20 protein-coding genes are annotated in these 20,620 nt (G+C 71.1%); 12 read left to right on the top strand and 8 right to left on the bottom strand.

All coding sequences use genetic code 11. The features are described from left to right. Nucleotides 1–93 precede the first annotated feature (93 nt). The gene (locus AC4D2O_RS04030) at nucleotides 94–1,392 is read left to right on the top strand and encodes an MFS transporter (RefSeq protein ID WP_490905317.1); all 1,299 of its coding nucleotides are present in this window, start codon (nucleotides 94–96) and stop codon (nucleotides 1,390–1,392) included. Nucleotides 1,393–1,402: 10 nt separating this feature from the next. Here the strand turns inward: AC4D2O_RS04030 and AC4D2O_RS04025 are convergent, their stop codons facing one another. Then, nucleotides 1,403–1,717 carry a DUF6457 domain-containing protein gene (locus tag AC4D2O_RS04025; RefSeq protein WP_490905316.1) on the bottom strand — a complete coding sequence of 105 codons (315 nt, stop codon included), beginning with the start codon at nucleotides 1,715–1,717 and terminating at the stop codon, nucleotides 1,403–1,405. A 218-nt stretch (nucleotides 1,718–1,935) separates the two neighbouring features. Here AC4D2O_RS04025 and AC4D2O_RS04020 point away from each other — a divergent pair, with 218 nt between their 5' ends. Then, entirely contained in the window at nucleotides 1,936–3,831 is a 1,896-nt protein-coding gene (locus AC4D2O_RS04020; RefSeq protein ID WP_490905315.1) for a pectate lyase-like domain-containing protein, read from the top strand. Between the two features lie 152 nt (nucleotides 3,832–3,983). On the opposite strand, the gene AC4D2O_RS04015 is transcribed toward AC4D2O_RS04020, so the two are convergent. Further along, nucleotides 3,984–4,964: a LacI family DNA-binding transcriptional regulator gene (locus AC4D2O_RS04015; RefSeq protein ID WP_490905314.1), complete on the bottom strand. Its 981-nt coding sequence runs from the start codon at nucleotides 4,962–4,964 to the stop codon at nucleotides 3,984–3,986. Between the two features lie 37 nt (nucleotides 4,965–5,001). Further along, entirely contained in the window at nucleotides 5,002–6,063 is a 1,062-nt protein-coding gene (locus tag AC4D2O_RS04010) for an AraC family transcriptional regulator (RefSeq protein ID WP_490905313.1), read from the bottom strand. 70 nt (nucleotides 6,064–6,133) lie between these two features. On the opposite strand from AC4D2O_RS04010, the gene AC4D2O_RS04005 reads away from it, so the two are divergent. From AC4D2O_RS04005 to AC4D2O_RS03980, 6 genes are all read left to right on the top strand, one after another. Beyond that, nucleotides 6,134–7,654: a flavin-containing monooxygenase gene (locus AC4D2O_RS04005; protein ID WP_490905312.1), complete on the top strand. Its 1,521-nt coding sequence runs from the start codon at nucleotides 6,134–6,136 to the stop codon at nucleotides 7,652–7,654. Next, nucleotides 7,651–8,502 (top strand): SDR family NAD(P)-dependent oxidoreductase, encoded by an 852-nt coding sequence (locus tag AC4D2O_RS04000; protein WP_490905311.1) that lies wholly within the window; start codon nucleotides 7,651–7,653, stop codon nucleotides 8,500–8,502. Before AC4D2O_RS04005 ends, AC4D2O_RS04000 begins: the two co-directional genes overlap by 4 nt. Continuing rightward, on the top strand, nucleotides 8,499–9,398 hold the full coding sequence (locus AC4D2O_RS03995; RefSeq protein ID WP_490905310.1) for an alpha/beta fold hydrolase: 900 nt from the start codon (nucleotides 8,499–8,501) through the stop codon (nucleotides 9,396–9,398). The genes AC4D2O_RS04000 and AC4D2O_RS03995 overlap by 4 nt, the downstream gene beginning before the upstream one ends. Nucleotides 9,399–9,448: 50 nt before the next feature. Then, a complete protein-coding gene (locus AC4D2O_RS03990) occupies nucleotides 9,449–10,015 on the top strand; it encodes a dihydrofolate reductase family protein (protein ID WP_490905309.1) in 567 nt (188 codons plus the stop codon). 61 nt (nucleotides 10,016–10,076) lie between these two features. Continuing rightward, the gene (locus tag AC4D2O_RS03985) at nucleotides 10,077–10,421 is read left to right on the top strand and encodes a cupin domain-containing protein (RefSeq protein ID WP_490905308.1); all 345 of its coding nucleotides are present in this window, start codon (nucleotides 10,077–10,079) and stop codon (nucleotides 10,419–10,421) included. A gap of 165 nt (nucleotides 10,422–10,586) precedes the next feature. After that, a complete protein-coding gene (locus AC4D2O_RS03980) occupies nucleotides 10,587–10,970 on the top strand; it encodes a hypothetical protein (RefSeq protein ID WP_490905307.1) in 384 nt (127 codons plus the stop codon). Between the two features lie 19 nt (nucleotides 10,971–10,989). Here the strand turns inward: AC4D2O_RS03980 and AC4D2O_RS03975 are convergent, their stop codons facing one another. After that, on the bottom strand, nucleotides 10,990–11,517 hold the full coding sequence (locus AC4D2O_RS03975; RefSeq protein WP_490905306.1) for a GNAT family N-acetyltransferase: 528 nt from the start codon (nucleotides 11,515–11,517) through the stop codon (nucleotides 10,990–10,992). 5 nt (nucleotides 11,518–11,522) lie between these two features. Continuing rightward, the gene (locus AC4D2O_RS03970; protein WP_490905305.1) at nucleotides 11,523–12,506 is read right to left on the bottom strand and encodes an alpha/beta hydrolase; all 984 of its coding nucleotides are present in this window, start codon (nucleotides 12,504–12,506) and stop codon (nucleotides 11,523–11,525) included. A 159-nt stretch (nucleotides 12,507–12,665) separates the two neighbouring features. Here AC4D2O_RS03970 and AC4D2O_RS03965 point away from each other — a divergent pair, with 159 nt between their 5' ends. Beyond that, a complete protein-coding gene (locus tag AC4D2O_RS03965; protein WP_490905304.1) occupies nucleotides 12,666–14,468 on the top strand; it encodes a bifunctional metallophosphatase/5'-nucleotidase in 1,803 nt (600 codons plus the stop codon). A gap of 100 nt (nucleotides 14,469–14,568) precedes the next feature. Further along, on the top strand, nucleotides 14,569–15,123 hold the full coding sequence (locus AC4D2O_RS03960) for a GNAT family N-acetyltransferase (protein ID WP_490905303.1): 555 nt from the start codon (nucleotides 14,569–14,571) through the stop codon (nucleotides 15,121–15,123). Between the two features lie 10 nt (nucleotides 15,124–15,133). On the opposite strand, the gene AC4D2O_RS03955 is transcribed toward AC4D2O_RS03960, so the two are convergent. The 3 genes from AC4D2O_RS03955 to AC4D2O_RS03945 all read right to left on the bottom strand — a co-directional run bounded on the left by AC4D2O_RS03955 (nucleotide 15,134) and on the right by AC4D2O_RS03945 (nucleotide 18,736). Continuing rightward, on the bottom strand, nucleotides 15,134–15,454 hold the full coding sequence (locus tag AC4D2O_RS03955; protein WP_490905302.1) for a putative quinol monooxygenase: 321 nt from the start codon (nucleotides 15,452–15,454) through the stop codon (nucleotides 15,134–15,136). Nucleotides 15,455–15,550: 96 nt separating this feature from the next. Continuing rightward, nucleotides 15,551–17,893, bottom strand: coding sequence for a YhgE/Pip family protein (locus AC4D2O_RS03950; RefSeq protein ID WP_490905301.1), 2,343 nt, complete (start codon nucleotides 17,891–17,893; stop codon nucleotides 15,551–15,553). A gap of 3 nt (nucleotides 17,894–17,896) precedes the next feature. After that, the gene (locus AC4D2O_RS03945; protein ID WP_490905300.1) at nucleotides 17,897–18,736 is read right to left on the bottom strand and encodes an ATP-binding cassette domain-containing protein; all 840 of its coding nucleotides are present in this window, start codon (nucleotides 18,734–18,736) and stop codon (nucleotides 17,897–17,899) included. Nucleotides 18,737–18,800: 64 nt separating this feature from the next. Between AC4D2O_RS03945 and AC4D2O_RS03940 the strand changes: the two genes are divergently transcribed. Both AC4D2O_RS03940 and AC4D2O_RS03935 read left to right on the top strand, forming a co-directional pair. Continuing rightward, nucleotides 18,801–19,442 carry a TetR/AcrR family transcriptional regulator gene (locus AC4D2O_RS03940; RefSeq protein WP_490905299.1) on the top strand — a complete coding sequence of 214 codons (642 nt, stop codon included), beginning with the start codon at nucleotides 18,801–18,803 and terminating at the stop codon, nucleotides 19,440–19,442. A gap of 109 nt (nucleotides 19,443–19,551) precedes the next feature. Further along, nucleotides 19,552–20,580 carry an isopenicillin N synthase family dioxygenase gene (locus AC4D2O_RS03935; protein WP_490905298.1) on the top strand — a complete coding sequence of 343 codons (1,029 nt, stop codon included), beginning with the start codon at nucleotides 19,552–19,554 and terminating at the stop codon, nucleotides 20,578–20,580. Nucleotides 20,581–20,620 lie beyond the last annotated feature (40 nt).

Raw genomic sequence — 20,620 nt, 5'->3', positions numbered from 1 at the left:
CCGGGTGCTGCCGGGCTCTGGAGCCGGTACTGCCCGCGGGCGACGGGTCCGCGTAGACTGCTCCGGTCACGAAGACCATGAGGGGCGGAGCCGGTGGACCAGAAGGACCTGCAGGACGAGCCGCGGAACCAGCAGGACCACGAGCAGGACCACCACCACGACCAGCAGCGTCGCGTCATCCGCGTCCTGGTGGTCGCGCAGATCCTCGGCGGACTGGGCGCGGGTGCCACGCTCTCCCTCGGGGCACTGCTGGCGGCCGAGACCTCGGGCTCGAGTGCCTGGTCCGGCATGGCGGCGACGATGGCCACTCTCGGAGCCGCCGCCGCGGCAGTCCCCCTCGCCACGCTCGCCCAGCGCAGGGGCCGACGGATCTCCCTCGCCACGGGTGCTGTCGTCGCCTGCCTCGGCGCCCTCCTGGCCATCACAGCAGCCTCTCTCGCCTTCTTCCCGCTGCTGCTGGTCGCACTGGTCCTGCTCGGCGCAGGAGCAGCGACGGGTCTCCAGGCACGCTTCGCAGCGACCGACCTCGCCACCGAGGACACCCGCGGACGCAGCCTCTCCGTCGTGGTGTGGTCCACCACCATTGGCGCCGTGCTGGGCCCGAACCTCTTCGAGCCGGGCCAGGTCGTGGCCGGTGTCCTCGGTATCCCCGCGCTCAGTGGGGGCTTCGTCTTCACCGCCGGGGCGCAGGCCGCTGCCGCACTCGTCTACTCGCTGGGGCTACGTCCCGATCCCCTCCTGACGGCCCTGAGCCGCGACGCCGCGAACCGTCCGGCGGATGCGCCCGCCCCGCCGAAGCGGCGCGGTCTCGCCATCCTCGCCCGCAATCCGGTCGCCCGCTTCGCCGTCGTGGCCATCGCGGCCGGCCATGCGGCGATGGTGTCCGTCATGTCCATGACGCCCGTCTACCTGCACGACCACGGTGCGGGCCTGTCCGTCGTCGGACTGACCATCAGCCTGCACGTGGCCGGGATGTACGCGCTGTCCCCCGTGTTTGGCTGGGTCGCGGACCGTGCCGGCAAAATCCAGGGGATCCTCCTCGGGCAGGTGCTCCTGCTCGCGGCGCTGCTGACGGCATGGCAGGCCTCGGGATCCGAGGCGGGGGTGACGATCAGCCTGATCCTGCTCGGGCTGGGCTGGTCCGCGTGCATCGTGTCCGCGTCGGCCCTCCTCGCAGGAGCCGTGGAGATCGCCGAGCGTGCCCCGGTCCAGGGCTCGTCGGACCTGGTCATGAACCTGGCCGGCGCTCTCGGCGGCGCACTCGCGGGCCCGGCCCTCGTGCTCCTGGGTTACTCGGGCCTCGGCCTGACCGCAGCGGTGCTCGTGGGCGTCGTCCTGGCCTGGACACTCGCACGCCTGGCCCGGCACACCCCGACGCCCGTCCCGGCCTGATGCCCGACGGCTACTGCGCCGAGCCGGTCCAGCCCTCCTGCTCGTGCGTCTCCTCGTCCTTCTGGATCACGGTCGTCACGGTGGTCGCAGCCTTCTCGACGGCGGCGCTCGTCTCCTCCCGGCTCTTCGTGGTGACGGTGCCGGCGGCGTAACCCACCAGGAAGGCGCTGATGACGCCGGCGTGCGGTCCCACCAGGTGCGCCGAGCGGTCGGCCAGTTCCACGATCCGGGGGTGGTCCACTTCGAGGTCGAGGATCTGGAGCGCCTGGGTCAGAGTGCGGCTCCAGTCGCTGAGGGTGCGCTCTTCTTCGTCGGGCGTTGCCATGGTGTCTCCTCGCGTCGGGGGGTTCCTGGGCTGCCGACGCTCGCCGGCAACGCTCCCCAAGCTGTATCACCGCCGTACCGGTGCATCAAGGAGTGCCGCAGTTTTTCCGGCCCTCCTTGACTTCGTTCGGGTGCGGGGATGTAATTCCTTCCGGCAGGGTGACACGATTCACCTGCCGACCTCGGCAGGACCACCTCGACGGAGAGGAACCGTTCACCATGACCATCCCGTACTCCACCAGTACCGGGCGGCTCCGCCTGGCAGCAGCCCTCGCAGCCGCGATGCTCCTGGCAGCCGGCACCGGCGCCACGGCCATCGCGGCCCCACCCCTCGACCCGGCGGCCACGACGCCGATCACCATGGAGAAGACACCACCGGCGTCGGGCGTGGACTTCGGCCCGAACGTGACGGTCTTCGATCCGAGCATGCCCGTGAGCGAGATCCAGGCCACGGTCGACGCCGTCAACGCACGACAGATCGACAACGAGATGGGCACCGAACGGACGGCCCTCCTGTTCCTGCCGGGCACCTACGGCACCGACGCCGAACCCCTGCAGTTCAGGGTCGGCTACTACACCGAGGTCGCGGGTCTCGGTGCCTCACCGTCCGACGTCGTCATCAACGGCAAGATCGAGGTGTACAACCGCTGCCTCGAGGACAACGGGACGAGCAACTGCATCGCGCTCAACAATTTCTGGAGGACGCTCTCCAACCTCACCCTCGAGGTCAACGGTGCCGGCCAGGACGGCTGCCGCGCGACGGCGAACTTCTGGGCGGTCTCCCAGGCCGTCTCGCTGCGGCGCGTCGACGTCACCGGCGGAACGCTCTCGCTCATGGACTACTGCACCGCCGGGCCCCAGTTCGCGAGCGGCGGTTACCTCGCCGATTCGAGGGCCGGGGACATCGTCAACGGGTCACAGCAGCAGTGGCTGACCCGCAACAGCGAGATCGGCAGCTGGTCCAACGGCGTCTGGAACGCCGTCTTCTCGGGGACCGAGGGTGCACCCTCGGACGAGGGCTTCCCCACTCCCCCGTACACGACCCTCGACCGGACGCCCGTCAGCCGGGAGAAGCCCTACCTGGTCGCGGACTCCTCCGGCGCCTACAGCGTCCGCGTCCCCGCGGCCCAGGTGGACTCCCGCGGCATCTCCTGGAAGGACGGCCTGACGCCGGGGCGCACCATCCCGCTGTCGGAGTTCTTCGTCGCGAAGCCCGGCGATCCGGTGCAGGCCATCAACAACGCGCTCGCCCGCGGCAAGCACCTCCTCCTCACCCCCGGCGTCTACGACATCGCGCAGACCATCGCGGTGAAGCGGGCGGACACCGTCGTGCTCGGGCTGGGGCACGCCACCCTGACCGCCGTGGACGGCGCGGTGCCGATGCGCGTCGCGGACGTTCCCGGGGTCGTCATCGCCGGTGTCACGATCGACGGCGGCACCGTCAACTCCCCCGTCCTGCTGCAGGTCGGGACGAAGAACGGCAACAACGGCGCGAAGCACAGCGACCCCGCCAACCCGACGACGCTGAGCGATGTGTACTTCCGGATCGGCGGCCCCCACGTGGGCAAGGCGGACGTCAGCCTCGAGATCAACAGCGACGACGTGCTGATCGACCACACGTGGGTGTGGCGGGCGGACCACGGCAACGCGGGATCCTTCGGCTGGGACGTCAGCACCGGGCGCAACGGCGTGATCGTGAACGGCGACGACGTCACGGCCACAGGCCTCTTCGTGGAGCACTACCAGGAGTACAACGTCATCTGGAACGGCGAGAACGGCCGCACGGTCTTCTTCCAGAACGAACTCCCCTACGACCCGCCCAACCAGGCGGCCTGGCAGCACGACGGCGTCCTCGGCTGGGCCGGCTACAAGGTGGCGGACGACGTGGAGCAGCACACGCTCTGGGGCGGCGGCTCGTACATCTTCACCAACGTGGACCTGAGCATCCACGCCACCCGCGGGTTCGAGGTGCCGGACACTCCCGGCGTGGTGCTGAACCACCTCCTGACCGTGAACCTCGGGGCAGGCACCATCGACCACGTGGTGAACGACACCGGTGCGCCCGTGAGCAACGCGAACACCGGCACCCCGAGCTATGTGGAGCGCTACCCGTAGCGCATCGGGCACACATCGACAGGAGGGGCCGGAGCGATGCTCCGGCCCCTCCTGTCGATGCTCGCCGGCGAGTACCGGCTACGCCCCTGGGACGGTGCACCCAGGACGGGTTGCCCACGTGCGTGGCACCCGTGCCAGCGCGCGCACAGGGCCTAGGCCGAGTCCCGCTCCACGAGCTGCAGCCCGTGACCGGGGTGGGACGGCTTCTCCAGCCCGTCGAGGTCGGCCAGCACCAGCGCGGCGAGGTAACGGGCCTGCACCCCGATCGACTGCGACACCGTCGTGAGCGGAGGTGCCGCGAGCCGCGCCGCGGGCACGTCATCGACGCCCACCACCGCGCAGTCGTCCGGGCAGGACAGCCCTTCGGACCGCAATCCGGCGAGCACCGCGAGCGCGACGTCGTCGTTGTAGGCGGCGACGGCGGTGACCCCCTCCTCCCGCCACCGACGGACAGCGGTCGCAGCGTCGACGGCCTCGAGGCCGACCGGCAGCACCGTGGGCTCCTCGAGGGCCAGCTCGGCGCAGGCCCGCCGGACACCGAGGAGGCGATCCCCGGCGAAGACCTCGAGCCGCGCATCCGTGGGCCAGGCATAGCCGAAACGCCGGTGTCCACGGGCGGCGAGGTGTCGCACCTGCAGCGCGCCGATCTCGAGCTGGCTCTCCGCGGGGAGCCCGGCATCCGGCCGGTGCTCCTCACCGAGGGTGCCGAGCACCTGGATCCCCGCACGGCGCATCGCCAGGAGATCGTCGTCGTCGAACGGGGCGAACCCGATGACCGCGCGGGGTGTCACGGCACGCCAGAGATCGCTCAGGGGCCGTGTCCTCCGGCCGTGGTGCACCAGGACGGACAGCCCGCGGCCGGACAGTCCGTCGGCGAGCTCGTCCAGCAGCGTCTCGATCACGGAGCCCACGGGCCAGTCCGGCAGGATGCACAGCACCAGGTCGCTGCGACCGGTGCGCAGCGCGCGGGCCGCGGCCGAGGGGGCGTACCCGAGCCGGGCCGCGGTCTCGTGCACGCGGCGCCGGGTCTCCTCGGAGATGCTGACGCCGCTCCGTCCGGTGAGGACGTAGCTGACGGTGGTGCGTGAGACACCGCTCTCGCGGGCCACGTCGGCGCTCGTGATAGCCGGCATCACTCCCCCTCCCCGTACCCGTCCGTTGCCAGCCAGTCTAGGTCGGGGCACCGGACGGGAAGCCCGGGCCGTCCGGCAGGACACCGACCGGTGAACCGGGGCCGCCCACGCGGACGGCGCTCGGCGTCATCCCGCACCACCGGCGCACGCACCGCGTCAGTGCCGACTGCTCGGACAGGCCGATGAGTCCCGCGACCTGCTGGAGCGGCAGATCGGTTCGCGTGAGCAGCCGCAGCGCCGCATCACGGCGGGCGTCGTCGAGCAGCACCTCGAAGGTGGCACCCTCGGCGGCCAGTCGACGCTGGAGGGTGCGCGGGTGCACCCCGAGGAGCCGGGCCGCCGCATCGATCCGCGGCGGCGAGGTACCGAGCATGCGGTCGATGGCGTTCCTGACCTGCGGCGCGACCACCCGGCCGGGTTCGGGGTAGTGGCTGTGCAGGTACTCGAGGGCGATCTCTCGGAGCGTGCCGTCCACACCGTCCAACGGCCGGTCCAGCAGGCTCCGCGACACCCGCAGGAGCGACGCCGGCTGCCCGAACCGCACCTCCGCGCCGAAGAACCCGGTGTACCGGGTAGCCGGCACCCTGGGCTGGTGGGAGAGATGGACCGAGTGGAGGCCGTACGGCCCGTCGACGAGGAAGCGGATCATCCGGTGTGCGAAGGCGAGGATCGCGTCGGTGGCCTGGCGCGGCGGCGTCCCCTGCGAGGAGCCGTAGCAGAGGCCCAGCGCCCCGCTCCGCCCCTCCGGGTCCGGCACGATCGTGAAGCGGAGCACAGGGCTGTGGAGGAAGAGGAACTGGGACGCGCAGTCGAGCGCCGCACCGACGGTCGGTGAGTTCTGCACGGCCACCGCGAGCGGGCCGAGGATGCCGATGTCCTGGTACTCCGACATGCGCAGGCCCAGATCGGGACAGGGCAGCTGGCGGGCCGCGCCCTCGAGGAGCTTCGCCATGGCGACATCGGAGACGAGCACGTCGTCGCTGTCGATCGCCTCCAACGGCACGCGGTACTGCGCCGCGAGCGCCGCCGCGTCCCCGCCGAACTGCTCGACGACGTCGCGGAAGCCGCGCATGCCGGCGGATCGGATGACGGAGCCCATGTCGTCCAAGGGTAAATACCTGTCGCGTGGAGTCAAGCCCGGCCCCGTCGCCCGCCGGGACAATGGGAGGATGGACACTTCCCTCGAACACCTCGACGTCGTGATCGTCGGCGCCGGTCTCTCCGGCATCGGAGCCGCCTACCGGGTCTCCACGGAGCTGCCGGGCAAGAGCTTCGCCGTCCTCGAGGCGCGCGGCGCGATCGGCGGCACGTGGGACCTCTTCCGCTACCCGGGCGTCCGCTCCGACAGCGACATGTTCACCCTCGGCTACCCGTTCCGCCCGTGGACGGAGGCGAAGGCGATCGCCGACGGCTCCTCGATCCTGCAGTACATCCGCGAGACCGCGGAGGACCCCCGCATCCGCGAGCGCATCCGCTTCTCCACCAGGCTGGTCGGCGCGGCCTGGTCCTCGGCGGACGCCCGCTGGACGCTGGAACTCGACGTGACGGACGACGACGGCGGCCGTGTCACGACCGAGCGCCGGCAGCTCACCTGCGGGTTCCTCTACCTGTGCAGCGGCTACTACGACTACGACCACGCGTACGAGCCGTCCTTCCCCGGCCACGAGTCCTTCCAGGGCGAGACCGTGCGCCCCCAGTTCTGGCCCGAGGACCTCGACTACGCGGGCAAGCGCGTCGTCGTGATCGGCAGTGGCGCCACCGCCGTCACGCTCGTCCCGTCCATGGCACAGGACGCCGCGCACGTGACCATGCTGCAGCGCTCCCCCACCTACATCACGGCCGTGCCGAGCCGGGACAGGTTCTCGGACGCCGTACGCCGGCACCTGCCCGCCGGGATCGCCCACCACGTGGCCCGTGCCAAGAACGTCCTGTTCACGCATGCCTTCTACCAGCTGTGCCGCCGCCGCCCGGAGATCGCCAAGAAGCTCATCCGCACGCAGACCGCGCGGATCCTCGACGACGAGAAGACCGTGGAGGAGAACTTCACCCCCGCGTACAACCCGTGGGACCAGCGCCTGTGCGTCGCCCCCGGCGCCGACTTCTTCAAGGCCCTGAAGTCCGGCAGGGCATCCGTGGTCACGGACACCATCGACACGTTCACCCCCACCGGCATCCGCCTCGCCTCGGGGCGGGAGCTGGAGGCCGACGTCGTCGTCCCGGCCACGGGCCTGGTGATGCTGCCGCTCGGCGGTGCCACCTTCACCGTGGACGGGCGTCCCGTGGACCTCGGCGACTCGTGGGTGTACCGGGGGCTGATGGTCAGCGGCGTGCCGAACCTCGCCCTGTGCGTGGGCTACACCAACGCCTCCTGGACGCTCCGGGCGGACCTCAGCTCGCGCTACGTCTGCCGCCTCATCAAGCACATGGACCGCAACGGCCACGGCTACGGCGCCCCTGTCGCCGACGGCGACATGAAGGCCCGGCCCATCCTCGACCTGACCTCCGGCTACGTGCAGCGCGCCGTCTCGGCCTTCCCCAAACAGGGCGACCGGCAGCCGTGGACCATGCGGCAGAACTACCTGCTCGACGCCCCCACGGCGCTCCGCGGGAACCTGGCCAGGAACATGGTCTTCGACGCACCCGCCCCGCCCACCGCCCCCGCGCCCGACCTGCAGGAGATCCACGCATGAGCATCCGCCCCTTCCAGTTCGCCGGTGCCACCGCCGTCGTCACCGGAGCCGCGGGAGGGATGGGCGAGCACCTCGCCCGCGGCCTCGCCGAGCGCGGCAGCACCCTGCTGATCGTCGACCGCGACGCGCAGAGGCTCGACGCCGTCGCCGCCTCCATCCGCGCCACCTACCCCGGCGGCGGGGTCACCACGTTCGTGGCCGACCTCGCGGACCGCGACGCCGTCGATTGCCTCGCCGCCGATCTGCTGGCCGCGACCGACCGGGTGGACCTCCTGGTCAACAACGCCGGCGTGGCGCTGGCCGGGCAGTTCGACCAGATCAGCCTGGATGACTTCGACTGGGTCATGGCCATCAACTTCTCCGCACCCGTGCGGCTCACGCACCATCTGCTGCCGCGGATGAGCGCGGGCGGGCACATCGTGAACGTCTCGAGCCTGTTCGGGCTCGTGGGGCCGAAGGGCCAGACGGCCTACTCGTCCAGCAAGTTCGCACTGCGCGGGTTCACCGAGGCGCTCCGTAACGAGCTGCTGCCGCGCGGAATCGGCACCACGACCGTGCATCCCGGTGGTATCCGGACGGGCATCGCGCGCAACGCGCGCATCGGGGGGAACCTGAGGGACGTTGATGTGGAACGCGCGAAGGACGACTTCGACAGGCTCCTCACGTTCCCCGCCGAGAAGGCCGCCGAGCTGATGCTCGAGGCCGTCAAGGCCCGGCGGCCCCGCCTGCTGATCGGGCTGAGCGCCAAGGTGCCCGACGTCGTCGCCCGCCTGGCGCCGATGTCCTTCGGCACCCTCGAGCGCAGCGGGACGAGGCTCCTCCGTCTCGCCGGGAAGGCGCGGCGATGAGCGGCGCCGGACGGTCACCGGCGCGCACGTCTTTCCCGACAGCACCGGACGGCGGCTTCCTAACCGTCGACGGGATCCGCGTCCGCTACCGCGACGAGGGTACGCGGGACCAGCCTCCCGTACTCCTGCTGCACGGCATCGGGCGCAGCCTGGAGGACTGGGAGGGACTGTACGGCAGGCTCGCACCGGACCACCGGGTCATCAGCGTGGACCTCCCGGGGTTCGGCCTGTCCGAGCGGACCGCGGGCCGCTACTCGCTGGAGTCGATCGCGCGGTTCGTCATCGCGGCCCTGGACACCCTCGGCGAGCACCGGCCGCTGCACGTGGTGGGCAACTCGCTCGGCGGCGCGGTGGCCATGAAGATCAGCGCACTGGAACCGGCGCGCGTGCGGAGCCTCGTGCTGGCGAACAGTGCGGGCTTCGGCAAGGAGGTCACCCTCGCACTGCGCATCCTCGCGATCCGTCCACTCGGCCGGCGGCTCATGAAGGACAAGTCACGCAGGGTCGCGTACCGCACGGAACGCGCACTGTTCTACGACAGGAAGTTCGTCACGGAGGAACGGCTCGACCACGCACAGGCCGTCGGCGGGAACCCGGTGCACGACGAGGTACTGCTCGCGGTCGCACGGCATCTCGGCACGTTCCGCGGGGTGCGCCGTCGCTGGCGGACCGAGCTCCTGCGCACGATCGCGGCGCAGCACAAGCCGATGCTCGTGGTGTGGGGCGAGGATGACCGCATCCTGCCGGCGTCGCACCTCGAGCACGCCCGGGCAGTCTTCCCGCACGCGGAGTTCCACCTGTTCGAGAAGACCGGGCACATGCCGCAGATCGAACGCGAGGAGGAGTTCGACGCCCTCGTGCGGCGGTTCATCGGCGGGGTCGAGGCGCGGGGGTAGCCCGGCGACTCTCCCCTTCCCGCAGCGAGCGCCGGATGATGGAATGGCCCATGACTCGCGTCGTCTTCTACACGGCCTCCACGCTCAACGGCTTTCTGGCCGACGAGCACAACTCGCTGGACTGGCTCTTCGCCGTCGACCGTCCTCCGCCCCCCGCGAACTACGAGCGCTTCTTCGAGTCCGTGGGTGTGCTTGTGGAGGGCTCGACGACGTACGAGTGGGTGCTGGCGTTCGAGCATCTCCTCGAGGAGCCCGAGAAGTGGCGGACCCTGTACGCGGATCGGCCCACCTTCGTCTTCACCACGAGGGACCTGCCCGTCCCGGAGGGTGCGGACGTGCGGCTCGTCTCGGGCGACGTGCGGCCGGTGTTCGAGCAGATCCGCGAGGCAGCGGGTGGGCGGGACATCTGGATCGTGGGCGGCGGTGATCTCGCGGGACAGTTCCTCGCCGCCGGCCTGCTCGACGAGCTCGAGGTTGCCCTCGCGCCCGTCACCCTGACCGGAGGGGCGCCGCTGCTGCCCCTGCGCGTCGAGTCCGACCGGCTGACCCTCCGCTCCGTCGAGCAGCAGGGGCAGTTCGCGGTGCTGGTCTACGACATCGCGCACGAGGACACCTGAGTCCGCGCCCGGTCCGCCGTGCGGTCTGGCCGCCGCATCGGAAGCGGCGTACAGTCCAGCCATGATCAACGACGATCCGACCATCACCGACCCCGACCACTACTCGGTGCTCTGGGAGAACGACCTCGTCCGCGTCCTCGAGTACGTCGACGAACCGGGCGACGCGACGACGCTCCACGATCACCCGAACAGCGTCCTGATCGCGCTGAGCTCCTTCTCACGCCGGCTCTCCGCCGGCGACAGGGTCTTCGATACGCGACTCACCGCCGGCCAGGCCGTGTGGCTGCCGGCGCAACGCCACTCCGGGGAGAACACGGGTTCGACACCGAGCCGGGCGATCCTCGTGCAGCTGAAGGGGATCGCGGCAGGAGAAGCATCGCCGGATGTCCTCGGCCCCGATGACTGACGACCGACCTCCGGCTTCGCCCCGGCTTCGGGGGATCTTGATGAAACCTCGAGCCGTCCTGCGCTCCAGCTTCATGTTGCACGGGAAGACTGGGCACGCGGTGGGGACCCGAGAAGGTCCCTTCCGGTGACCTTCCGCCACCGGTCCTGAGTGGAAGGAGTCTACGTGCAGCCCATCATCGACAAGGCAGCCGTCTCGAGGCTCGTCGACGAACTGGGCTCGCACCGGGCCGCGTCGTCCTTCGTCTCCCGCTTCACCGATCTGCTGGACGAACGCATCCTCACCATCGAACATGCCTTCCGCAGCCCTGACCCCGAACAGTGGCGCGATGCCGCCCAGGGGCTCCGGCTCGCGGCCGCGAAGGCGGGGGCCGGCAGGCTCCAGGCGACCGCGGCCCAGCTCCTCGAACCCGAGGTGCGGGACGCCCGCTCCGCCCTCGCGCTCATCGGCCAACTGCGCTCCGATGCGAGGGTGTTCGCACTGGCCCACTCGGCGATGTGCGAGGAGTACGCCCTCGCCGAACGCCTGGCAGCACGCCGTCCGGCCTGACAGCGGCTGAGGGCGACGCTCAGGAGAGCGGCAGCACCAGCAGCGCATCCGCGGCGCCGAACCCGTGCCGCCGGTAGAGCGACCGTGACCGTTCCGTCGGGGCGGTGACCAGCCGGACCGCACCCGCGGCCCGTGCGCACCCTGCGGCAGCAGCCACGAGTTCGCCACCCGCGCCCGCGCCGCGGTAGGCGGGCAGCACGTAGACGTTCGCCAGGTAGCCCCAGCACGACGACGGCGCCCCCGGCCTCGGCATGCGTCTGAAGAACTGCAGATTGCACATCCCTACCGGGTCGCCGTCGTCGTCGCGGGCCAGGAGGAACACACGGTCCTGCGTCTCGAGCCAGGCGGCGAACTCCTCGGCGAACCCCTCGGCGAACCCCTCGCCGACCGGGGTCGCCGGTGCCGCCCCGAGCGCACTCGGCGGCGCACCGGCCGGACCGCCCACCCCGGAGCGGGTGACGGCTCCGGCGTCCTCCGCAGCCCAGGCGGCCCGCAGCGCCGCGAGCGACCGCACGCTCCCGCCGTCGTCGCGTGCGACCTGCTCCACGCGGGTCACCGCTCGGGCCCCGCAGGGACGTACGCTTCCTGCCAGCGTGCGAGCTCGGCGAAGAACGCCGACCGGGCCGGCTCCGGTGACAGCGTGAGGTCGTGGATGCCGCCCGCGATGCGCACCAGGGTGACGAGGCTGCCCAGCTTCGGGGTACGAGCGGCGATGTGCTCGACGTCGAGCACCACGTCGGTGGACGAGACCCGTGCAGGCTCCTTCGCCGGGTTCGAGGTGGCGTCGGAGCACGCGACGAACACGGGGCAGTCGATGGCGAGGCCGCGCTTGAGCTCGGCGTGCCCGCGGCGGATGCCGGCCAGCCAGGCAGCGACGACCGGGAAGCCGCTGTGCGGCTTCCACGTCAGGTCGTAGTCCCACTCCCCGCCGGTGTCGCGGTGCAGGTAGTGGCCGTAGGAGGAGCCGAGCGTCCCGACGACGGTGCGCGGCCTGAGCGTCCCTATCCGATGCAGCGCCGCGGTGCCGAGGGTGCGCTGGAACAGGCTCGCGTTGAGGTCGAACCAGGGGCTGTTGAGGACGAGCGCGTCGACGATCCCGCGGCCCCGACGCCGGTGCGCCCACAGGGAGGTGACCAGCCCGCCCGTCGAGTGCGCCATGACCACGAGGACGTCGTGGCCCTCCTCCCGGACGATGCGTGCCGCCTCGTCCAGTTCCTCGTCGTAGTCCTCGAGGGACGTGATGTAGTTCGGCGTCTGGTGGCCGCGCAGGGACCGCCCGTACTTCCGCAGGTCCAGGGCGTAGAAGTCGAAGCCGGCCCTATGCCACGCATCGGCGAGGTGCGTCTGGAAGAAGTAGTCCACGAATCCGTGGACGTAGAGCACGGCCTTCCGTGAACCGCCGGGGATCGTGCTGCGGATCAGGGTCGCCACCACGTCGCCCTCGTCGTCGGGGCGCAACGGAAGGGTCCGCACCTCGTAGCCGGGGCCGAGTACATCCTCCCGGTAAACATCCTGCTGCTCCGTGTCCATGGTCATTCGCGGTCCTCCCCGGCGTGGCTTCCCCAGCGGGCGGACCTGGAGCGGCCGCCCGGTACGCGACCCCCTCCGTTCACCCGGAGCAAGGCCAGCGTCACCAGTGTGTCACCGGTCACGGGTACGCTGCTGCCACCGCATTCCTACAGGAGCTGATTCCACGTGTCAGAAAGTTTCACCAGGGGGCACCGCCGCGCCATCGCGGCGGTCGCCATCGGCTGCATCGCAGCCATCGGATCCGCACCCGCCGCGACCGCCGCACCCGGCGGAGGCAAGGGCCCCAAGGACCCGACGGTCTCGATCACCGTCATGGGTACCAGCGATCTCCACGGCTACATCGAGAACTGGGACTACTTCACCAACGCCGAGTACGACGACGCCGCGCACAACGACGTCGGACTCGCCAAGATCTCGACCCTCGTCAACCAGGTCCGCGCGGACCGCGGCGAGGAATCCACCCTCCTGATCGACAACGGCGACACCATCCAGGGCACGTCGCTGACGGACTACTTCGCCACCGTGAAGCCCGTCTCCGAGACCGGCGAGACGCATCCGATGGCTGCCGCGATGAACGCCATGGACTACGACGCCACCACGCTCGGCAACCACGAGTTCAACTACGGGCTCCCCCTCCTGCGCACCTACGAGGAGCAGCTCGACTTCCCGCTCCTCGGCGCGAACGTCAAGGACGCGGTCACGGGCGAGGACGCCTTCACCCCCTACGTAATCAGGACGGTCAAGCTGAAGGGCCAGAAGCCCATCCAGGTAGGCATCCTCGGGCTCACCACCCCCGGCAGCGCCATCTGGGACAAGAACAACGTCGAGGGCCGGCTGGTGTTCGACGACATGGTGGAGCAGGCGCGCACGTACGTCCCCGAGATGAGGTCCGCCGGCGCCGACGTCGTCGTCGTCAGCTCGCACTCGGGCCCCTCCGGCACGTCATCCTACGGCGGGGCACTGCCGGTCGAGAACGCCTCCACGCTGATCGCCGAGCAGGTCCCCGGGATCGACGCGATCCTCGCGGGCCACGAGCACCAGGAGATCCCGGAGCGCTTCGTCACGAACAAGCAGACCGGCGAGCAGGTGCTCCTCACGGAGCCCAAGAACTGGGGCATGCGCCTGTCCGTCATGGACTTCGAACTCACGAAGGTCCGCGGCCAGTGGGACGTCACGTCGGCGAACTCGGAGCTGCTCAACACCAACACCGTGCCTGCGGACCCGAAGATCTCGGCCATCGCGGCCGACCAGCACCAGCGCACCATCGACTACGTGAACACACCGATCGGCATTGCGACCGAGACGATGTCCGCCGCCGAAGCACGCATCCGCGACACGGCCGTCATGGACTTCGTCAACGAGGTCCAGGCCGGCGCTGTGGACAGTGCGCTCGACGGGACACCGAACGCGGACCTCCCGGTCCTGTCGATCGTGGCGCCCTTCAACCGGGCGGCCGTGATCCCGCAGGGTCCCGTGACCATCCGCGACATGGCGGGACTGTACGTCTTCCCGAACACGCTCTTCGGCGTCGAACTGACCGGCGCACAGGTCAAGGACTACCTCGAGTACTCGGCGAAGTACTTCACGCAGACCGCTCCGGGAGCACCCGTCGATCCCGCCGCGCTGACCAACGCCGGGGGGACCCCCGACTACAACTACGACATGATGTCCGGTGTCTCCTACGACATCGACATCAGCAAGCCCGTGGGCGAGCGAATCGTGAACCTCAGCTATGCCGGTGCGCCGATCGACCCGGCCCAGCGCTTCGCCGTGGCCACGAACAACTACCGGCAGTCCGGCGGCGGCAACTTCCCGCACATCGCGACGGCCCCCGTGCTCGTGAACCAGACCACCGAGATCCGGCAGCTCCTCATCGATTACCTGATCGCGAAGGGCACCATCGACCCGGCCACGTTCTTCGAGGAGAACTGGAAGCTCACCCGCAACGGCGAGCCGGTCTTCGGCTAGTCCCGGCCGCTACCCGGCGCGGACCGGTAACGACAGCAGCACGACAGCAGGACGCGGACCCCGGTCCGCGTCCTGCTGTCGTTCGTCCTAGATTGGAAGCATGACCATCGACATCTCGACGGCGACGGCCGACGACGCCGCAGCGCTCGCCGCCTGCGCAGCCGTCACCTTCCCCCTCGCCTGCCCCGCGGATTCACGGCCCGAGGACATCCGGCAGCACATCGAGACGCACCTGTCAGCCGAACGGTTCGCGGCCCTCGCCGACCTGCCCGGGCACACCATCCTGTGCCTGCGCGAGCAGGGCGGGATCGCCGGCTGGAGCATGATCGTCCTGGACCAGCCCACGGATGCCGACGTCCTGTCCGCGCTGTCGATCTCGCCCGTCGTCGAGCTCAGCAAGTTCTACGTCCACCCGGGCCACCACGGCCGGGGCTCGGCCGCGGCCCTGATGACCGCGACCCTCGACCTCGCGGCCGCGTCGGGCCTGTCGGGTGTCTGGCTCGGCGTGAACCAGGAGAACGCCCGTGCCATCCGCTTCTACGGGAAGCACGGCTTCCGGAAGGTCGGCACCAAGCGGTTCCGCCTCGGCGACCGCTTCGAGGATGACTTCATCCTGCAGCAGGCACTGCCCGCGGGCGCGGGAAGCGCCGCCTGACGCGGGAGCGTCAGGCGATCGTCAGCTCGCCCATCCGGCCCCAGCCCTCGGCGCCGATGCGTTCGCTGATGATCTCCGGCGTCTCCACGAGGGCCTGCGGCATGTCCCGCATCGCCTGCGAGAAGTGGTCGCTGTTCACGTGGGCCTCCGCGGCATCGTCCTGGAACGCCTCGACGAGGACGAACTGGTTCGGGTCCTCGACGCTGCGCGACCAGTCGAACCACAGGTTGCCCGGTTCCCGGCGCGTGGCCTCCGTGAAGTCCCGCGTGAGGTCGATCCAGCGGTCGCTCCACTCGGGCTTCACGGTGAACTTGACGACGATGAAGATCATGGGATGGTGCCTTCCTGACGGGAACGGGTACCTACCCAACCTAGGCGGTCCTCCCCCGGAACGCATGCGCTCCTGGAGCCTGTGGACGCATGGTTGTCAGATCGCGAGGCTGGGGTGCAGCTTCTCCATGGACCAGGAACGGCGACGGTGGGACGCCAGCACCGAGACCACCGCTGCGAGCACGAAGAAGACTCCCAGCTGCGCGGCGGCGAGCCAGACGACGCCGACGTCACCGCCTGCGATCAGGTGGCGCAACCCCTCGACGGCGTGCGTCATGGGCAGCAGAGGGCTCAGGAACCGGAAGAAGCCCGGCGCGGTCTCCACGGGATACGTGCCGCCCGCGGAGGTGAGCTGCAGCATCAGGAGCACCAGTGCCACGAGGCGGCCGACGCCCCCGAGGAGCGCGACCAGCGCCTGGTGGATCGCCGTGAACACGAGGGCGGTGAGGACGGTGAAGGCCAGCAGCCCCAGCGGATGGGGTGTGGTCAGTCCGACGGCGGCGACCAGGACGCCGAGGAGCACGAGGGCCTGCAGCACCGCGAAGAGCGCACCCTGCAGGTAGCCGGCGGCCGAGACACGCCAGGAGGCGGCCGTCGACGCGAGCGCCCGCGGCGAGACGGCCCGGAGCACGGTGTACGTGATGATGCCGCCCACCCAGAGCGCCAGTGGGATGAAGTACGGGGCCATACCCTCGCCGTACGCGTCCACGGCGTTGGCGTGCGTCCGTTCGATCGCGACGGGCGAGGCCGCGACGCCGCTCAGCACGGAGCGTTGCGCCTCGTCGTAGTCCGGGACCTGCCCGGCGCCCTGGTCGAGCTGCCGGGCGAGGTCGGAGGATCCGGTGGACAGCGCCCCGAGCCCGTCCTCGAGCCGGGTGGCACCGTCGTACGCCTGGGCGGAGCCGTCGGCGAGGCCTGCCGCTCCCCCGGCGACCTGCCCGGCACCGCTGCTCAGCGTCGACGCTCCCGCTGCGAGCTGGTCGGCGCCGTCGGACGCGGACACGATGCCGTCCCGCAGGTCGGGTGTGCCGTCGGCGAGTGCTGCCGTCCCGGTCCGGAGCTGCACGAGCCCGTCGGCGAGGCCTGCGGCACCCTCGGAGACCTGCGCGGCCCCGCCGGCAGCGGCACCCGCAGCCTGGGAGAGGTCGGAGGCACCCGCTGCCAGCGACGCGGCGCCGTCGGCTGCGGCGGATGCACCGGCCGCAGCGCTCCCGGCTCCCGCGGAGAGGTCGGAGGCCGAGGCGGCGAGGCCCCCGGCGCCGCCTGCGATCCCCTCGCTGCCCGTGGCGGCGGCATCGGCGCCCGCGGCCAGCTGCTGGAGGGCGGCGAGCCGCTCGGCGTCGGAGAGGGAGCCGTAGTTCGCGGCGAGCCCGGCGAGGCCGTCGGCGACGGTCCGCGAACCGGCCGCCGCCTCGTCGGCTGCGGCCCGGAGCCCGGTGGCTCCCGCCGCGAGGGCGCCTGCCCCGTTCCCGACCTGCGTGACGCCGTCGGCCGCACGCCGGGTGCCGTCCGCCAGGGTGGTCGCCGAACCCGGGAGCTGCGCGGCGCCGTCGGCCACCGACTGCGTCCCGGTGGCGAGTCCGGCGGCACCATCACGCAGTGTCGCTGCGCCCGTGGCGGCGGATGCTGTGCCGTCCGCCAGCTGCTGCGACTGCGGCACGAGGTCCGCCGTCGCCGTGTCGAGTCGATCCAGGCCGGCGGCGAGATCGCCCGTCCCCGTGGCGAGGTCGGTGGCGCCGGCCGCCACCTGGGCGCTGCCGGAGGAGAGCTGGGAGCTGCCGTCGACGAGGCTCCCGAGCCCCACGACGAGCGATGCGGACCCTTCGTCCGCGCTCCTGGCGCCGTCCGCGATCCTGCCGGCACCGTCGCCGGCCTCGGTGAGCTTGCCGTGCAGCGAGGAGAAGCCGAGGTAGATGCTGTCCAGATAGTCCTCCGTGGCACCGGACTGCACCTGCCGCTGCAGGTTGGCGGCGACGGTGTTGCCCACCTGGCCCACGATGTAGCTGTCGGCATCGTCGGTGGTGATGTCGAGCATCGCCCGGGCCGGGGTGTCGCCGCCCACGGAGGCCAGGGTGGACGAGAACCCCGACGGGATGGCGAGCGTGGCGGCGTAGGTGCCGTCGTCGAGGCCCTCCTGCGCCTCGTCCCTGCCGACCTCGACCCAGGTGAAGCCTGCGTCGGCCGAGGAGGTGAGCGACCCGGCGAGGTCGGCCCCTGCCGAGATGGTGCTCTCGGCGCCGCCGGGACCGGCGGCGGTGGCAGGCCGGTCCTCGTTCACGACCGCAGCGGTCAGGTGGTCGAGGTGGCGCGTAGGGTCCCAGTTCGCGGCGAGGTAGAGACCTCCGTAGAGGGCGGGGATGATCGCGATGACCAGCAGGGCGGCCTTCGCGGTGAGGGTGATGCGGAAGCGGGAGAGTTCCGTGCGGAGCAGGGAGAACACGCGTTACCTGATTTCGGGTGCCGGGGACGGGAGTGCCCCGAGGGTGTGGGCGGTGACGGGGCGCAGGGGCAGTGCACCGAGGTGGTGTCCGGAGTCGAGGACGTCGTCGAGCTCCCGCCGGTCCTGGCAGGTGGCGACGACGGTGAGCGGCTTCCCGTGCCCGCCGGTCCGTCCGAGCGTGAGCAGTGCAGCCCAGGCGGCGCGCCGCTCGTGGACGGTGCGGAGCTGGTCCACGTCGTCCACCACGAGGATGTCCGGGTCGGAGGCGAGTGCGAGAACGAGGCCGAGCGTGAAACGCGCCGCGGGGGCGGCGTCCCGGACGAGCTGGCTCCGGTGGAGCCGGGCCCTGATCAGGGGCGTCACGGCATTCCCGTCCACGTCCTCGAACACGCCCTCGAGCACGCCGAGCAGGTCGTTGGCCGCGGTGATGGTGCGGTCCACGTGCGCGGGGGACGCCGAGGGCCTCCACCACGGGCCGGCCAGTTCCAGCGCCTCGGTCACGTGGTGCTTCACGGTGAGCGTCTCGTCGAGCGGCGTCACCGTGGCGTTGCCGGTGATACCGACCCGGCGGCGTACGGCGCCGGCGTGCCGGGGCAGGGCGAGCCCGAGCACGGTCGCGCGCCCGGCGGTCGCGGTGAGCCGCCCGGCGACCGCGAGCGCCAGTGGGCTCTTGCCGGTTCCGGACGGACCGGCGAGGACGGCGAGGGCACCGGCGGGGACCTCGAAGGTGACGTCCTCGAAGATCGTGCGCTGCCCGGCGCGCAGGGTGAGTCCCTCCACGGCGACGGCGGGCGCGCCGTCGGCCGTCTGGTCGGCGGACGGGACAGGCGGGGAGAGGGTCACGGCATCCTTCATTTCAATACCAAGAGTATTCAGTACCAATGGTATCCTAGCTCGAGGAGGTCGGATGACGACGAGCACGGACAACGGCAGCACGACGGCGGGGCGGCCACGACGGCGCCCCCGCCGCGAGGACGTCCGGGCGGGCCTGCTCGTCGCGGCCCTGGAGGTCTTCGAGGAGATCGGCTACGTCGCCGCCCGGCTGGACACCATCGCCGAGCGCGCGGGGTACACCAAGGGCGCCGTCTACTCCAACTTCGGCTCGAAGCAGGAGCTGTTCGCCACGCTGCTGAGCGAGCGCCTGGCCGACACCGCCGCCGACGTACTCAGCCAGGTGGACCACATCAGCTCCCTCGACGAGACCGTCCTGCACACCGCCCGCTACCTCGCCCGCGGCGTCCTGCGGGAGGGTCGCTGGCACGCGCTCGTGGTCGAGTTCGCCCTGCAGGCCGGCCGGGACCCCGAGGTGGGCGCCGTGTTCCGCGAGCACCGGCGCACTCGCCGCACCCTCCTCGCCACCACCCTCGCCGAGCGGGCGGGCGCCTTCGGAGCGCCGTCGGACCCCGAGCACTACACCGTCTTCGCGACCATCCTGCTGGCCACGGTGAACGGCATGGCCGTGGAGTGCGCGGCCGATCCCGAGGCCGTCACGGAGGAACAGGTCACGGGGAGCATCGCGGCGGTCCTCCGCGCAGCGCTCGCGCCCTAGGCGAAGGACGCCGGACGACGCCGAGGGGCCGCGACACGCGGGGGTCGAGCCGCAATACTGCGTAACGTAAAGGCGAACGGGCCTTTTCAACGGGCGTAACGTCCTGCGCATGCAGCACTCTCCGGGATCGATCCCCACCCTTGACCTCAGTACCGCACGTTCCGCCGATGGCTCCTTCAACCCCGCGTTCATCGACGAACTGCGCGAAGCAGCCCACACCGTCGGCTTCTTCCATGTCATCAACTACGGCGCCGCCCCCACCCAGGTGGACGACCTGTTCTCCATCACGCGCCGCTTCTTCGATCTCCCGCTCGAGGAGCGCCTGAAGCTCCACAACCGCACGAGCCCCCACTTCCGCGGGTACGCAGGCCTAGGCACCGAGATCACGCGCGGACGCCCCGACGCCCGCGAGCAGATCGACTTCTCCCCCGAGCGCGAACCCGTTGCCGACTACCCGGCCGACGAGCCCTTCTGGCTGCTCCAGGGGCCCAACCTCTGGCCCCGGCAGTCCCTGCCCGAGCTCGAGGAGCAGGCCATGGCGTGGGCGGGCCTGATGTCAACGGTCGGCGCCGAGCTGCTCTCCGCCATCGCCGTCGCCCTCCGCCTGCCCGAGGACTACTTCGCCGAACCCTTCGAGGGGAGCCCGGCCTGGATGGCCAAGCTCGTCCACTACGTGGGCGGCGTCGTCGAGGGTGCCGGCTCCCAGGGCGTCGGCGCGCACGCCGACTACGGGTTCGTGACCCTCCTGCTGCAGGACGAGGTCGGCGGCCTCGAGGTCCTCCCCCACAGTGCGAGCGAATGGGTGCCCGTCACGCCGATCCCCGGCGCGCTCGTGGTCAACCTGGGCGAGATGCTCGAGGTCGCCACCGAGGGCTACCTCGCGGCGACCATCCACCGCGTCACCGCGCCTGCGCCCGGAGTGGACCGTTACGCCGTCCCGTTCTTCTGGTCGCCCCGTCTCGATGCCGTGATCGAGCCGGTGCCCCTCGCCGAGGACCTGAAGGCTGCCGCCCGCGGCCTGTCGGACGACCCCGACAACCCCATGCTGTCCTCCTACGGCTCGAACATGCTCAAGGGCCGCCTCCGCGCCCACCCGGACGTCACCGAGATCCACTACCCGGAGCTGGCCCGGAAGTAGCCATCCGGGCGTCGGCCCCTCGAAGCACAGACGACGGCGG

Source organism: Arthrobacter sp. TJ-238, from assembly GCF_058269215.1.
This window is presented reverse-complemented; position numbering and strand designations above follow the sequence as displayed.

Coding starts and splice junctions, on each gene's coding strand:
- AC4D2O_RS04025 (WP_490905316.1), bottom strand. CDS start 1,717: ATGGCAACGCCCGACGAAGAAGAGCGCACCCTCAGCGACTGGAGCCGC.
- AC4D2O_RS04020 (WP_490905315.1), top strand. CDS start 1,936: ATGACCATCCCGTACTCCACCAGTACCGGGCGGCTCCGCCTGGCAGCA.
- AC4D2O_RS04015 (WP_490905314.1), bottom strand. CDS start 4,964: ATGCCGGCTATCACGAGCGCCGACGTGGCCCGCGAGAGCGGTGTCTCA.
- AC4D2O_RS04010 (WP_490905313.1), bottom strand. CDS start 6,063: ATGGGCTCCGTCATCCGATCCGCCGGCATGCGCGGCTTCCGCGACGTC.
- AC4D2O_RS04005 (WP_490905312.1), top strand. CDS start 6,134: ATGGACACTTCCCTCGAACACCTCGACGTCGTGATCGTCGGCGCCGGT.
- AC4D2O_RS04000 (WP_490905311.1), top strand. CDS start 7,651: ATGAGCATCCGCCCCTTCCAGTTCGCCGGTGCCACCGCCGTCGTCACC.
- AC4D2O_RS03995 (WP_490905310.1), top strand. CDS start 8,499: ATGAGCGGCGCCGGACGGTCACCGGCGCGCACGTCTTTCCCGACAGCA.
- AC4D2O_RS03990 (WP_490905309.1), top strand. CDS start 9,449: ATGACTCGCGTCGTCTTCTACACGGCCTCCACGCTCAACGGCTTTCTG.
- AC4D2O_RS03985 (WP_490905308.1), top strand. CDS start 10,077: ATGATCAACGACGATCCGACCATCACCGACCCCGACCACTACTCGGTG.
- AC4D2O_RS03970 (WP_490905305.1), bottom strand. CDS start 12,506: ATGACCATGGACACGGAGCAGCAGGATGTTTACCGGGAGGATGTACTC.
- AC4D2O_RS03960 (WP_490905303.1), top strand. CDS start 14,569: ATGACCATCGACATCTCGACGGCGACGGCCGACGACGCCGCAGCGCTC.
- AC4D2O_RS03955 (WP_490905302.1), bottom strand. CDS start 15,454: ATGATCTTCATCGTCGTCAAGTTCACCGTGAAGCCCGAGTGGAGCGAC.
- AC4D2O_RS03940 (WP_490905299.1), top strand. CDS start 18,801: ATGACGACGAGCACGGACAACGGCAGCACGACGGCGGGGCGGCCACGA.
- AC4D2O_RS03935 (WP_490905298.1), top strand. CDS start 19,552: ATGCAGCACTCTCCGGGATCGATCCCCACCCTTGACCTCAGTACCGCA.